The sequence below is a fragment of the Enterobacter sp. CPE_E890 genome, from assembly GCF_046521475.1.
GTDB lineage: Bacteria > Pseudomonadota > Gammaproteobacteria > Enterobacterales > Enterobacteriaceae > Enterobacter > Enterobacter adelaidei.
Genome location: NZ_JBKFZW010000001.1, coordinates 2,577,679 through 2,590,055 on the forward strand (window position 1 = coordinate 2,577,679; position 12,377 = coordinate 2,590,055).

At 50.1% G+C, this 12,377-nt stretch carries 14 protein-coding genes; 5 read left to right on the forward strand and 9 right to left on the reverse strand.

What is annotated here, in order from left to right; translation table 11 throughout:
• Nucleotides 1-7: 7 nt before the first annotated feature.
• From citE to ACLHV9_RS12695, 6 genes are all read right to left on the reverse strand, one after another.
• Entirely contained in the window at nt 8-883 is an 876-nt protein-coding gene (gene citE / locus ACLHV9_RS12670; protein ID WP_108089831.1) for a citrate (pro-3S)-lyase subunit beta, read from the reverse strand.
• Nucleotides 883-1,173 carry a citrate lyase acyl carrier protein gene (citD, locus tag ACLHV9_RS12675; RefSeq protein ID WP_407220589.1) on the reverse strand — a complete coding sequence of 97 codons (291 nt, stop codon included), beginning with the start codon at nt 1,171-1,173 and terminating at the stop codon, nt 883-885. Before citD ends, citE begins: the two co-directional genes overlap by 1 nt.
• Nucleotides 1,174-1,197: 24 nt before the next feature.
• Nucleotides 1,198-2,265, reverse strand: a complete 1,068-nt coding sequence (citC, locus tag ACLHV9_RS12680) for a [citrate (pro-3S)-lyase] ligase (protein WP_407220590.1) — start codon at nt 2,263-2,265, stop codon at nt 1,198-1,200.
• Nucleotides 2,266-2,283: 18 nt separating this feature from the next.
• A complete protein-coding gene (locus ACLHV9_RS12685; RefSeq protein WP_128347641.1) occupies nt 2,284-3,147 on the reverse strand; it encodes a fumarylacetoacetate hydrolase family protein in 864 nt (287 codons plus the stop codon).
• A 71-nt stretch (nt 3,148-3,218) separates the two neighbouring features.
• A complete protein-coding gene (locus ACLHV9_RS12690) occupies nt 3,219-4,463 on the reverse strand; it encodes an MFS transporter (protein WP_108089827.1) in 1,245 nt (414 codons plus the stop codon).
• 76 nt (nt 4,464-4,539) lie between these two features.
• Nucleotides 4,540-5,628, reverse strand: coding sequence for a 4-oxalomesaconate tautomerase (locus ACLHV9_RS12695; RefSeq protein ID WP_128347640.1), 1,089 nt, complete (start codon nt 5,626-5,628; stop codon nt 4,540-4,542).
• Nucleotides 5,629-5,782: 154 nt separating this feature from the next.
• Between ACLHV9_RS12695 and ACLHV9_RS12700 the strand changes: the two genes are divergently transcribed.
• On the forward strand, nt 5,783-6,712 hold the full coding sequence (locus ACLHV9_RS12700) for a LysR family transcriptional regulator (protein WP_049007304.1): 930 nt from the start codon (nt 5,783-5,785) through the stop codon (nt 6,710-6,712).
• Nucleotides 6,713-6,749: 37 nt separating this feature from the next.
• On the opposite strand, the gene nhoA is transcribed toward ACLHV9_RS12700, so the two are convergent.
• Entirely contained in the window at nt 6,750-7,595 is an 846-nt protein-coding gene (gene nhoA / locus ACLHV9_RS12705; protein ID WP_407220591.1) for an N-hydroxyarylamine O-acetyltransferase, read from the reverse strand.
• A 108-nt stretch (nt 7,596-7,703) separates the two neighbouring features.
• Here nhoA and ACLHV9_RS12710 point away from each other — a divergent pair, with 108 nt between their 5' ends.
• From ACLHV9_RS12710 to ACLHV9_RS12720, 3 genes are all read left to right on the forward strand, one after another.
• Nucleotides 7,704-8,276: a flavin reductase family protein gene (locus tag ACLHV9_RS12710; protein ID WP_108089824.1), complete on the forward strand. Its 573-nt coding sequence runs from the start codon at nt 7,704-7,706 to the stop codon at nt 8,274-8,276.
• A gap of 126 nt (nt 8,277-8,402) precedes the next feature.
• Complete coding sequence (locus ACLHV9_RS12715; RefSeq protein WP_108089823.1) at nt 8,403-8,762, forward strand: CHAP domain-containing protein; 360 nt, start codon at nt 8,403-8,405, stop codon at nt 8,760-8,762.
• A 1-nt stretch (nt 8,763) separates the two neighbouring features.
• Entirely contained in the window at nt 8,764-9,216 is a 453-nt protein-coding gene (locus tag ACLHV9_RS12720; protein ID WP_128347637.1) for a DUF3828 domain-containing protein, read from the forward strand.
• A gap of 40 nt (nt 9,217-9,256) precedes the next feature.
• On the opposite strand, the gene fusA is transcribed toward ACLHV9_RS12720, so the two are convergent.
• Complete coding sequence (gene fusA, locus ACLHV9_RS12725; protein WP_028018895.1) at nt 9,257-11,359, reverse strand: elongation factor G; 2,103 nt, start codon at nt 11,357-11,359, stop codon at nt 9,257-9,259.
• A gap of 159 nt (nt 11,360-11,518) precedes the next feature.
• Here fusA and ACLHV9_RS12730 point away from each other — a divergent pair, with 159 nt between their 5' ends.
• Complete coding sequence (locus ACLHV9_RS12730; RefSeq protein ID WP_028018894.1) at nt 11,519-11,818, forward strand: ArsR/SmtB family transcription factor; 300 nt, start codon at nt 11,519-11,521, stop codon at nt 11,816-11,818.
• A 53-nt stretch (nt 11,819-11,871) separates the two neighbouring features.
• On the opposite strand, the gene ACLHV9_RS12735 is transcribed toward ACLHV9_RS12730, so the two are convergent.
• On the reverse strand, nt 11,872-12,327 hold the full coding sequence (locus ACLHV9_RS12735; protein ID WP_407220594.1) for a GNAT family N-acetyltransferase: 456 nt from the start codon (nt 12,325-12,327) through the stop codon (nt 11,872-11,874).
• Nucleotides 12,328-12,377 lie beyond the last annotated feature (50 nt).

Here is a 12,377-nt window from a genome sequence, read left to right on the forward strand (position 1 = left end):
TGGGGAATTACTGACGAATGCCAGAGGCATTTTTGCGTTCGATAACCACGCGGGCATGGTTGATAATCGGCGCGTCGATCATTTTGCCGTTTAGCGAAATCACCCCCAGTCCGTTACGTTCCCCCTCCTCTGCTGCAGCAATTACGCGCTCTGCGTAATCCACCTCTTCCTGCGTTGGCGCGTAGGCGTTATGAAGAATTTCAATTTGTCGTGGATTAATCAGCGATTTTCCGTTGAAGCCCATACGGCGAATGAGATCCACTTCTTTCAGGAAACCGGCCTCATCATTCACATCCGCGTACACCACGTCGAAGGCGTCAATACCGGCCCCGCGCGCGGCATGCAATACGGCGCACCGGGCATAAAACAGCTCTGTTCCGTCGCCTCGCTCGGTTTGCATATCCATCACATAGTCAAAGGCGGCCAGCGCAATACCCATTAGGCGGTCGGAGGATTTCGCAATAGCGACAGCGTTAATCACGCCAACGGCAGATTCTATCGCCGCCATTAATTTCGTTGAGCCAACGGGACGCCCGCAGGTTTCTTCAATGCGGACGATTTCACGTTCCAGCTGATGAATATCTTCCGGGGTGTCGGTTTTGGGTAGACGAATGACATCGACCCCCGCCCTGACGGCGGCTTCCAGATCTTTTAATCCAAAAGGCGTATTCAAAGGGTTAATTCTGACAACGGTTTCAATATCGTTGTACATCGGATGTTGCAGGGCATGAAATACCAGAAGACGGGCGCTGTCCTTTTCTTTTAGCGCTACGGCATCTTCCAGATCAAACATGATGGAGTCAGGTTTATAGATAAATGCCGTCGAAAGCATGGCGGCACTTGAACCGGGAATAAATAACATACTGCGGCGTAACTTTTTCATTATAACTTTTCCCATGAAATCTCTTCCCGCGCTGTACCTCTGAGCAGTGCAGCCTGAACACGAGCTCGGATCACACAATCCAGCGCACCTTTATCATCAATAATGATCTGCCCCTGATTGATGCCGAACGCAGAAAGGGTTTCATTGACGACCTCTGTAATTCGGTCGCCGAACTGCTTATACACTTCGCTTTGGATGACCACATCCAGCCCGCTCTCGACGGGGCTAACCTTCACCATCAGGTCGCTGGACTCCAGCGTTCCCGCCATCGCGGCTTGCATAATTTTCATATTAATTTTCCTGTGATAATGCGGTTAAACCGCTGCCGATAACGGTTTGGATAAACAAGGCTGATGCTGTACCCCGTTATTCAGATACGCACGCGTGGTGGCTGGCACCATGCGGCTGGCGGCAGAGATTTTGTTTTCATTTAATAAACGACGAACGGCTGAAGCTGATACCGGCACATTATTTCCATCCGTTTTTCTTTCTATTTCATGTACGCTGATACGAGCCGACACACTCGTTTCATCTTCCAGCCAACGGTGCATCGCCCGGTTATATTCAGCGGTTAACTGGCAGAATGGTTCGGTGCCGACAAAACGATGATTTATACTCAGCGCGGGGGCGATATAATTCCTGAACAGCATGAGGTCAATTGCGGAATAGACTTTATCAATAACCTTTTTATCCTTCAGAAAATAGCCCGGAAATGTCCCGCGTGAAATAATGTATGCCGACCCCGGATGAACGGTGACATTAGAAAGGTGTCGCGAACCGTCCTTAACCATCGCAAACCGTTCTTTAAACGAAAAAGCGGAGACATCTTCCTGAACGACGAAAACATGTAACCAATCACACTGGCTTGCCGCATGTTCAATCAGATATTGATGGCCCAGAGTGAACGGATTTGCATTCATCACAATAGCGCCAATATCTTTCCCCGGCATGAAATGATGGCTACGCAACTGGCTGCAATAACGATGAATACCGACCGGCGTATTCTCCATTAATGCCGCACAATTCTCGATCGTCACCAGCGGATAAAACCCGCATCCGCGAAATGACTTAACGTTATCAGGACAGGTAAAAAGAAAGAGATGATGTTCACCGTTCTGTGCTGCCAGAAGCTCGGCCTCATGAATTAACGTCAGGCTTAGCGACGTACCCCGCCACGCGGCGTCTACTGCAATGCATTTTAACGTGTTACCCGCAATGCCAGTGCAGGCGACAAGATGGCGTTGATAGCGCGCAACAATAAATTGCTCAATATCGTCATCAATGCCCAAACCATTGTGGGCCAGGAAGCGGGTAATCTCCTCTCTGGCCTGAGCGTTACCCGTTTTAATGACCTCAAACTCTGGCGTTCTGGCGGTGTACATCTTCTCTCTCCTGAGCGTCTAGACAGTCAATTCTTGTTGCTGAGGTTGCGCTTCCACGATGGTGTTCGTCAGGCGACCTATGTTTTCAATTTCGACTTCAACCCGATCGCCATCATGCATAAACAGAGGTGGATTACGTTTTTTACCGACACCGCCAGGCGAGCCGGTAATAATGACGTCTCCGGCGCTGAGGGAGGTAAATGTGCTGATATAGGCGATAAGATCCGCGACTTTGTGGATCATGCTGCCGGTGGAATCATTCTGAACCAGCATGCCGTTCAGCCAGGTATGGATGGTCAACGCATGAGGATCGGGGATCTCATCCGCCGTGGTCATGTAAGGGCCGAAGGCGCCGGTTTGCTTCCAGTTTTTACCGGCGGTGAACCAGGCGTGCTGCCAGTCGCGTACGGAACCATCCATATAGCAGCTGTAGCCCGCGACATGGCTGAGCGCATTTTTGGCGTCAATTCGGGTGCCAGGTTTACCAATGATTACGGCCAGCTCACCTTCATAATCAAACTCGCTTGAGAGAACTGGTTTTAAAACGGGCCGCGCATGTCCGGTTTGTGAATCAGGAAAGCGGATAAACAGCGTCGGGGCATTATTCGTCTCGGCAAATTCTTTTCTTTTTTCTGCGTAATTCATCCCAACGCAGAAAATCTTTCCTGGCTCTTCTATTACGGGCAGGAAGGTAATGTCTTCTGGCATCATATCCACAGGGCAATCGTGATATTGCCTGGCGACGTCAACCGCATCCCATTGAAGAAGGTCTTTCAATGTCGCATAGTGGTGGCCGATTTTATTACCCAGATCGATAATTCCAGACTGTGTATAAATCCCGTAGCTTTTACGGCCCTGATGAATATAACTTGCTAGTTTCATAATAATACCCGTTTGATATACGTACTCATTCTGTGTTCACGCCCTGAGGCGTGAACACATTGCCATGCTATTTATTCAGCTGACTGCGCTGGAACCAGTGCTTGTTTATTGCCGGATGCCAGATACGTTGCCACCACAACACCTACGCCAAGTAATGCCAGAATAAATCCAGTCATACCCTGCCAGCCCATTGAATGGAAGACGAAACCGTTGATAAAACCAATAACCGAACCGCCCATGTAGTAGAAGAATAAATAGAGCGCGACGGCCTGGCCTCTTGCATGAGTTGCATTTTTACTGACCCAGCTTAAACCGATAGAGTGGCAGCCGAAGAAACAGCCGGTAAAAATCACAGCGCCAACAATAAAGGTGACGACATTCGACGTCAGCGTCAGCAGCATGCCCAGAGCCATGATCAGGAACAGCACGCGCAAGACTTTCATTGCGCCATATTTTGCCGATAAGCGACCTGCCTGCGGAGCCGTAAAGAAACTCAGGGCAAAGCTAAAGGAGAGCAGACCTGCATTTGCCGGTGAAATATGGAACGGCTCACCTTTCAGGAAGAAGGCCAGATAGTTATACAGTGAGGTGAATGCGCCGAAGATAATGAAGCTGATGACAAACGCCAGCGCCAGATTTTTGTTTTTAAAATGCGATGCCGCCCCTTTCACCATACGCATTACGTTAAGACTCTGCGTAGGCGTGAAGTTTTTCGATTCTGGCAGCAGGAACTTCACCAGAATGGCAACCGCAATCAAACTGACCGCAAACCCGTAGAAGATGACATTGATTGAAACGTGGTCGATCAGCTGGCTGGCAACAATACGTCCGGACATTCCACCCATCGAGTTCCCAAAGACAAAATATCCCGTCACGATGCCTGCCGCCACCGGTGCAACCTCTTCACTGATGTAGGCCGTTGCCGCCGCCGCGATGCCACTCAGCGCCAGACCAATCACCGCACGCAGCGCCACCAGCATTGCCCAGGATTCCACCAGCGGGCACAGCAGCGTCAGAATGCCGCCCAGCAGAAGGGAGACGATAATTAACCGTTTTCTGCCGTAGTGATCGGATAATGTACCGGTAAACAGCAACCCAATTGCCAGCAATGCGGTTTCTGCTGACAGAATAATACTCACCTGACTGACAGGAACGTTATATTCCACAGCAAGCGTCGGGAGCAGTGGCTGAATAAAGAACAGAGAAGCAAGCTCAGCAAGCCCTGATAATGCCAGGGCCAGAATCACGCGAATATGCGCACTGGCTTTTACAGGATCAGGAGCCCTCTGGGTATTGTTAGCATGAGTTAACGCCATAATAACCTCAGTATTATAGTTAAGGTACAGAATGTAATTTTTTTAATGCTGGTTGTTTATTTGATTAATATTTTCATCAATCAACTTCAGACAATGTATTTTCAGGCACACAAACAACACCTTCAAATAACTTGCGTGTAGTACGAATAACAGCCGCACGGGTGTTTTCGATTTTGTCACCCTCCCTCAATAATGAAACGGATATTTTTCCGCTGGGGTGTTCAATATCAATAATATTGGTAAATAACCCCTTTGGACGGTCGGCGATGATTTTAAAGGCCACTGAGCCCTCAATCAGCGTCGCGGTCGATATGCCGATCGAACCGGTAATGGCCAGCGACTTATGGCATGTATGTGGCATGAAATAACGAACCTGGAGCGTTCCGCCTTTACATGCCCGACTGAGGAGAACCGGTTTAGGGATCACTTTGTTCGATACATCCCCTAATCCCATCGCCGTGCCAGCCTGGCGCCGCACGCTCTCCAGCCTTTCTTTAAACTCACGATCGGCATCCAACTCTGCCGGTGACTCCCCTCCTGTTTTCCCTAGTGCTGATGCCTCAATCAGCACCATCGGCATCGCCATATCAATACAGGTGACTTCGATACCATCGAATACATCCGTCACGCTGTCGGTCGGCAGCAGTTTCCCTGTTTTAGACCCCGCAGAATTCAGGAACGTTAAGCCAATCGGTGCCGCTGTACCCGGCACACCGTCGATTTGGGTATCGCCTTCATACTCAACCCGATAGTCTGGCGTCTGAACTTCAGCATCAACCAGAGTACCAGTGTTGAGATTGCGGATACGCACCGTCGTCACCGGGCTTTGCGCCTTCACCAGCCCTTTTTCAATGGCAAAAGGTCCCACGGCGCAGAGCATATTCCCGCAATTTGGTGTGGTATCGACACGACGTTCGTTCACCATCACTTGTGCGAATAAGTAATCTACATCCGCGTCCGGACTGTTGGACGGACTGACGATCGCCACCTTACTGGTTTGCGGGCTTCCGCCACCAATGCCGTCAATTTCGAGTTCATGGCCTGCGCCCATTAGGCTGAGTAATACCGCGTCACGCGCTTCGGTTTCCGCCGGCAGGTCGCTGGCCAGAATGACGGGACCTTTTGACGTACCGCCACGCATTAATACGCAAGGGATCTTTAACATGTCTTTTTCTCATTTCGTTTTTATCAGGAACGCAATAAGGTTTTCACACTCCAGTTGATAACTCTAATGTCAAAAAAAGAAGGATTAATACGCTTTGCACATTAATACCCCCTGCGTTAGCATGGTTAAGGTAAAGCGAGAATGGGGTGCAGATATGCAGCATGAATTACAGGGAATACAAGCATTTGTAAAAATTGCAGAAATTGGATGTTTTACAAAAGCATCGCAATTTCTTCACATCTCACAACCTGCTTTAACACGCAGAATTCAGAAACTGGAAGAGAGCCTGGGGACCACGCTGTTTGAACGTTCCACTCGCAGCGTCAAGCTGACGACGGTGGGCAGAGAGTTTTTACCTAAGGCAAAGAATTTAATAGATTTTTATGAAAGCTCAGTTATGAGTATTAAAGAGATGGCAACACATCAGGCAGGTGTTATTACCGTTTCCTGTATCCCTACTGCCGCGTTCTATTTTCTGCCTTCAGTGATACGAGATTATAACAATGCCTATCCAAACATCCGTATTCGCATACTTGAGCACAGTGCCAGCGATTGTCTCGAAGCCGTTTTAAATGGCGACGCAGATTTCGGTATAAATATGATAAACATCACACATCCAAATATCGATTTTGCGCCGTTGGTGAATGAACCCTTTGTTCTGGCATGTCGCCGCGACAATGAACTGGCAAAAAAGCCGCTGGTAACATGGGACGATCTGGCAGGAATGAAGCTGATTGGGGTTAGGCGTTCGAGCGGAAACCGTTCCCTTATCGATCAGGCGTTTGAGAAAATGGCGTGGAAGCCTAACTGGTTTTATGAAGTTCGACATCTTTCAACGTCACTGGGGATGGTGGAAGCGGGTCTCGGGGTCTCTGTCGTTCCCAGCCTGGCTATGCCGGCCGATGAGCATCATATTCTGGTCAGCCGGCCGCTGATTGAACCCGTCATACGGCGCACGTTAGGCCTTGTACAGCGCAGGGAAACGCCTCTCAGCCCGGCGGCGGAAAAATTCAGAGACATGCTTGTTCAACTGTGGTCTGGAGAAAAAAACAGCCCGTGGATCAGCAAGTTTACCCAGCTGTAAGCCTTATGCGGCAAAGGGGCGTTAGCCCCTTTTCACCTTATTTCCCTGCCTGTGGATGTGTTTCAAACCCTGCCATCACCGCTGTCAGTTCCGCCAGTGAAAAGCCGTGCTTAGGATTATCAATACCCAACCCAAAACGCGTCTGCATCAGTTGATACAGCGCCGCAGCATCAGGAAGATGGATCTGCTCCTCCACATGGCCATTCTGCCAGTGGGTAAAGTTGAAGTTGGTCAGCGTCAGCTTGCCACCGTCCGGCAAGTGGCGGCACATCAGCAAATGATGACGGAAATGCGACTGCGGCCAGTGTGCTGACCAGAAGTTGCCCATGACATAATCACTGAAATATTGCGTCGTCAGATCAAAATGGTACATCGACTGCCAGTGCTCGTGGTGCCGGAACTGCAATACCCAGTCATTGCCCTCGCTCAGCAAACGATACGCCCCGTGCGGCGTTGTCTGTTCTTCGTTAGCGAGCAACCGAATCGGCGCCGTCAGCGTCTGTCCGCCAAAGCCTACGTCCGCAATCCAGCGCTCACCGTTAAGCTCAATCAGCAGCAGGCGGTGTGTTCGCGGTGGCATTTGTGGTGGATTTGCTAATACCACGCGCCCGAGCACACTGCGTACCGTAAAACCGACTTCGCGCAGCACCCGTTCGAATAAGCCATTTTGCTCAAAACAATATCCCCCACGTCGCGCTGTTAGCAGTTTGTCGACCAGACACCGATCGTCAAGATGGATTTCACGCGGCAGGACGACATCAATATTCTCGAAAGGGATCGCACAGTTGTGGTGTAAATGCAGCGCGCGCAGCGTGTCGATATTAACCCCGGTCGGTTGATTCCAGCCGATACGGGCGAAATAGGCAGTCAGAAATGGGGACATGCATCAGTTTCCTTTGATAGTGATGTTTTGTTTATAAACTAATTCTACGCGCCCACTTTGATTTACGTGCTTTTTCGTCATACTCATCGTTGTACATGAGGAGACCCTATGAGCTACTTTCGCCCCGTTGAATTACATCATGCCAGCCGTCTGCTGAACCACGGCCCTACTGTGCTTATCACCAGTCGGGATGAAAGCCTCGACAGACGCAACGTTATGGCCGCCGCATGGTCAATGCCCGTTGAGTTTGAACCGCCGCGTATCGCGATCGTCGTGGATAAAAGTACCTGGTCACGTGAGCTGATTGAACGCAGTGGGATGTTCGGCATCGTTATCCCCGGCGTGGCGGCTGCCAACTGGACCTGGGCGGTCGGTAGCGTTAGTGGGCGCGATGAAGACAAATTTAACTGCTACGGGATCCCGGTAGTGAACGGTCCGGAACTCGGTTTGCCCGTCATTGAAGAAAAATGTCTGGCCTGGATGGAGTGTCGTTTACTCCCGGTGACCGCAGCGGCTGAAAAATATGACACGCTGTTTGGTGAAGTGGTTTCTGCCGCAGCCGATGAACGCGCGTTCTTCGCCGGACGCTGGCAGTTTGACGGAGATAAGCTGAATACGCTGCATCATCTTGGTGCGGGGACGTTTGTGGCTAGCGGGAAGATAGTGAAGGCGCTGGATTGATTTAATTAATTATATCCTGCTGAATTATATTAAATTTTTATGGCATTTTAAGTTTACCATGACGTGGTAAAACGGAGGATATTTCCAGGGCTGTTGCATTAGCGATCTCTCAATAAGGAAATATCAATGTCATGGAATAAATATGCCGCTGTTGAATATGCCAAAAATCATGTTTATCGAGAAAGTCACAGAAAGTGTGAGCTTTTTGTGAAAAACGCGATAATTGCTGGCGGCTTGCCTATTCATGGAATAGGTTCGGCAAAGAACATGGGTCTAACTTTGTCTCAGGTTGGGTTCCAAAAAGTTATCGGAGCCCCGCAGTTAGGCGATGTTGTAGTTATACAGTCCATAGCAAACCATCCAGATGGTCATGTTTGTATTTATGATGGCCATCAATGGCTAAGCGACTTCGCGCAACGTACTATGTATCCTGGTTCAGGATATAGAAAATCCCACCCTTCTTATCAGCTTTACAGGCATTATTGATATGAAAATCATACCCATTCTTTCCTTATTAATAACCTGCTCGGCCTGCGCAGGCTATAGTGATAATGCGGCAAAAGCAGCGTTAAATTTCAATAAATGGTACATTGCGCAATATACTGCAAACAAATTCCCCATCACGGACAATGCTGAAATAAATAAATACGTCACAGCAAGCACCATGAAAAAATTGCGTCATGCTCAGGATCCTCGCTTTGCTGATGAAGAGTTTTATGATGCTGATTTCTTTCTGAAGTCGCAGGATATTGAGGAAGATTGGGCAGATAATGTGACTGTGGTTTCATCCGAATACGATCCCGTTTGCACCAATATTTATGTGTCGTTCGGGAAGAAAGAGGAATATACGGTCATCGATTGTATGGTTAAAGAAAAAGGTATCTGGAAGATTCAGTCTGTTTCAGGACAAGCAATTCAGCGCAACGAACATCTCAAATAGAAAAACACATGGTAGCCCAACGACTACCATGTGCAATTAATTAACTCTTAGCACGTCGTGAAATAATCTCATCCGCGACATTTCGCGGCGCTTCCGCAAAATGATGGAACTCCATCGTATACGTCGCACGCCCCTGTGACATCGAGCGCAGCGTGGTGGCATAACCAAACATCTCTGCCAGCGGCACGTCAGCGCGAATAATCTGGCTTCCGTACTGCTCTTCCATCCCCTGCACCATGCCACGGCGAGAAGAGAGATCGCCCATAATGTTGCCGGCGTACTCTTCCGGTGTTTCCACCTCAACATGCATGATCGGCTCAAGAATCACCGGATCCGCCCTGCGAGCGCCCTCTTTAAATCCGAGGATCGCCGCCATGCGGAACGCCATCTCCGAGGAGTCGACATCGTGATACGAACCAAACGTCAGCGTCGCTTTGACATCGACCACCGGATACCCCGCCAGCACGCCGCTGTTCATCGCTTCCCGAAGCCCTTTTTCAACGGACGGGATATACTCGCGCGGCACCACGCCGCCCTTGGTGGCATCTTCAAACGTAAATCCGCTGCCCGGTTCAGTCGGCTCAAGGCTCAGTACCACATGACCGTACTGTCCTTTACCGCCGGACTGACGGACAAACTTACCTTCGATATCCTTCACCGCTTTACGCAAGGTTTCCCGGTAGGTCACCTGTGGACGACCGATGTTCGCCTCGACGCCAAACTCACGCTTCATGCGGTCGACGATAATCTCAAGGTGTAACTCACCCATCCCGGAGATAATCGTCTGGCCGGACTCTTCGTCAGTATGCAGGCGGAAAGAGGGGTCTTCCGCCGCCAGACGCTGCAGCGCGATCCCCATTTTTTCCTGATCGCCTTTGGTTTTCGGCTCGATAGCAAGGGAGATAACCGGATCCGGAAACTCCATGCGTTCAAGCGTGATGACGGCATTCGGATCGGTGAGCGTGTCACCGGTTGTCACATCTTTCAACCCAACGCAGGCCGCGATATCACCGGCGCGCAGTTCATCCACCTCGTGGCGATCGTTGGCATGCATCAGCACAATACGCCCGATGCGCTCTTTCTTCCCTTTAACCGGGTTATACACCGCGTCGCCTTTGCGCAGCACGCCAGAGTAAACGCGGATAAAGGTCAGTTGCCCGACGTACGGATCGCTCATCAGTTTGAATGCCAGAGCGGAGAACGGCTCATCATCACTGGGATGACGCTCAGCGTGTTGGCCTTTTTCATCCACGCCATCAATGGCTGGCACATCCAGTGGTGACGGCATCAACTCAATGACCGCATCGAGCATGCGCTGCACACCTTTGTTTTTGAACGCGCTGCCGCACAGCATAGGCTGGATTTCACCCGAGATAGTGCGAATACGCAGACCTCTGATGATTTCCGCCTCGTCCAGATCGCCGGTTTCCAGATATTTATCCATGAGCTCATCGCTGGCTTCCGCCGCCGCAGAGACCATTTTTTCCCGCCATTCCTTCGCGGTACTCAGTAAATCATCCGGTACGGGCGCATAGGTGAACACCATGCCCTGGGTGGCATCGTCCCACAAAATGGTACGCATTTTGATGAGATCCACCACGCCGGTGAAGTGTTCCTCCGCGCCAACCGGAATAACAATCGGTACCGGGTTCGCTTTCAGACGTTCCTGCATCATACGTACGACGCGGAAGAAGTCGGCACCCGGACGGTCCATTTTGTTAACGAAGGCCAGCCGCGGCACGTGATATTTATTCGCCTGACGCCAGACGGTTTCGGACTGCGGCTGAACGCCGCCAACGGAGTCATACACCATCACGGCACCGTCGAGTACACGCATGGAACGTTCCACCTCAATGGTGAAATCCACGTGCCCCGGGGTGTCGATGATGTTGATCCGGTGCGGTTCAAACCCTCTGTCCATACCCGGCCAGAAGCAACTCACGGCCGCGGACGTAATGGTGATCCCGCGCTCTTGCTCCTGCGCCATCCAGTCAGTTGTTGCCGCGCCATCGTGTACTTCACCCAGTTTGTGGCTCATCCCGGTGTAAAAAAGGATGCGCTCGGTGGTGGTCGTTTTACCGGCATCGATATGCGCGGAGATACCGATGTTGCGATAACGTTCGAGGGGGATGGGTCGGGGCATAATATTTCCTTAGTCAGTAAGACAGGTTGTGACGACCAGGATGGTCGTGTATTCGTTCGTTTGCTATAATAGTCCCATTGTACGAGTATTATCGAACTATTTTTTAACGATTGACCTATTGTTGATATAGCTCAATCTGACACCAGACGCAGGAAAACGATGATCCAAAACCACCCCGAAACTGAACAGATACTGCTGGAAAATGTGTTGTTTGCCCTCGGCAACCCGCTCAGGCTGTCGATTATCCGCAGGCTGGCCGATGGTTGCGAGCTAAGCTGTAACGCACTACGCCCGGAAGATGTGGTGAAGTCCACAATGACACATCACTGGCGCGTATTGCGTGACAGCGGAGTGATCTGGCAACGTCAGCAGGGACGAGAGAATATGATTTCTTTGCGTAGAGACGATCTCGATGCCCGTTTCCCGGGACTGATGGACATACTGTTACAGGCTAAATAATAGCTTGAAACGCCCCGTCAACATTTGAGGGGGCATCACGTCAGCGAAGGGATTTATCTTACGTGCATACGATATTCAATCATGCCGCTTTTTTTCGCGACCCAGTCATACAATCGTTGCCCGCGGTAGTTGGTTTCATGTGTATGCCAGTAAAGATGACGAGCATGATGTTTTCTCGCTTCTCGCTGAACATATTCTATTAATTGTTTACCAATGTGTTTGCCCCTGACAGCATCACAAACATATAAATCTTCAAGATAACAGTAATCGCTCTCCGCCCAGGTTGAACGGTGGAAAAGATAATGCGCAAAACCCACCACCTCTCCGTTATATCTTGCCACTGCGCAAAATAGTGGCTCAATGGGGCTGAAAAATCGTTGCCAGGTGCGCTGAGTGACTGCCCCGGAGAGATCGACATTATAAAATTCTTGATATTTACCCCACAATGGCATCCAGCTCTCGTAATCACTTTCCTGAACAGCCTCAATGGTCACAATCGTATTATTCATAACTACCTCTTTGTTTATTCATTCACGGTTTCGGGATGAGTGTATGCGCT

Excerpts from the sequence above, each read along its gene's own strand:
- citE (WP_108089831.1), bottom strand. The coding sequence starts at position 883 with ATGAAAAAGTTACGCCGCAGTATGTTATTTATTCCCGGTTCAAGTGCC.
- citD (WP_407220589.1), bottom strand. The coding sequence starts at position 1,173 with ATGAAAATTATGCAAGCCGCGATGGCGGGAACGCTGGAGTCCAGCGAC.
- citC (WP_407220590.1), bottom strand. The coding sequence starts at position 2,265 with ATGTACACCGCCAGAACGCCAGAGTTTGAGGTCATTAAAACGGGTAAC.
- ACLHV9_RS12685 (WP_128347641.1), bottom strand. The coding sequence starts at position 3,147 with ATGAAACTAGCAAGTTATATTCATCAGGGCCGTAAAAGCTACGGGATT.
- ACLHV9_RS12690 (WP_108089827.1), bottom strand. The coding sequence starts at position 4,463 with ATGGCGTTAACTCATGCTAACAATACCCAGAGGGCTCCTGATCCTGTA.
- ACLHV9_RS12695 (WP_128347640.1), bottom strand. The coding sequence starts at position 5,628 with ATGTTAAAGATCCCTTGCGTATTAATGCGTGGCGGTACGTCAAAAGGT.
- ACLHV9_RS12700 (WP_049007304.1), top strand. The coding sequence starts at position 5,783 with ATGCAGCATGAATTACAGGGAATACAAGCATTTGTAAAAATTGCAGAA.
- nhoA (WP_407220591.1), bottom strand. The coding sequence starts at position 7,595 with ATGTCCCCATTTCTGACTGCCTATTTCGCCCGTATCGGCTGGAATCAA.
- ACLHV9_RS12710 (WP_108089824.1), top strand. The coding sequence starts at position 7,704 with ATGAGCTACTTTCGCCCCGTTGAATTACATCATGCCAGCCGTCTGCTG.
- ACLHV9_RS12715 (WP_108089823.1), top strand. The coding sequence starts at position 8,403 with ATGTCATGGAATAAATATGCCGCTGTTGAATATGCCAAAAATCATGTT.
- ACLHV9_RS12720 (WP_128347637.1), top strand. The coding sequence starts at position 8,764 with ATGAAAATCATACCCATTCTTTCCTTATTAATAACCTGCTCGGCCTGC.
- fusA (WP_028018895.1), bottom strand. The coding sequence starts at position 11,359 with ATGCCCCGACCCATCCCCCTCGAACGTTATCGCAACATCGGTATCTCC.
- ACLHV9_RS12730 (WP_028018894.1), top strand. The coding sequence starts at position 11,519 with ATGATCCAAAACCACCCCGAAACTGAACAGATACTGCTGGAAAATGTG.
- ACLHV9_RS12735 (WP_407220594.1), bottom strand. The coding sequence starts at position 12,327 with ATGAATAATACGATTGTGACCATTGAGGCTGTTCAGGAAAGTGATTAC.